This window comes from Pseudomonas sp. SIMBA_067 (genome assembly GCF_046534675.1).
Lineage (GTDB): Bacteria > Pseudomonadota > Gammaproteobacteria > Pseudomonadales > Pseudomonadaceae > Aquipseudomonas > Aquipseudomonas putida.
In genome coordinates this window covers 1-266 of sequence record NZ_JAWRYH010000571.1, presented here as the reverse complement: position 1 = coordinate 266, position 266 = coordinate 1, and the positions used below count along the sequence as shown (strand labels likewise).

1 protein-coding gene is annotated in these 266 nt (G+C 48.1%); it reads left to right on the top strand.

Features of this window, described 5'->3' with window-relative positions:
• Positions 1–266: ribonucleotide-diphosphate reductase subunit beta (locus SB765_RS30365; RefSeq protein WP_191580628.1), on the top strand; the 266-nt coding region annotated here is incomplete at both ends.

The window sequence follows — 266 nt, the reverse complement described above, 5'->3', positions numbered from 1 at the left end:
CAGTTCGATTTTCTCGACGCTATGCCAGACCAAAGATGTCGATGCCGCCTACGCCTGGAGTGAAGAAAACGCACCGTTGCAGCGAAAAGCTCAGATTATTCAGCAACATTATCGCGGTGATGATCCGCTGAAAAAGAAAATCGCCAGTGTGTTTCTTGAATCTTTTTTGTTCTATTCTGGTTTCTGGCTGCCGATGTATTTTTCCAGCCGCGGAAAGCTGACCAATACCGCGGACCTGATCCGTCTGATTATCCGCGATGAAGCAG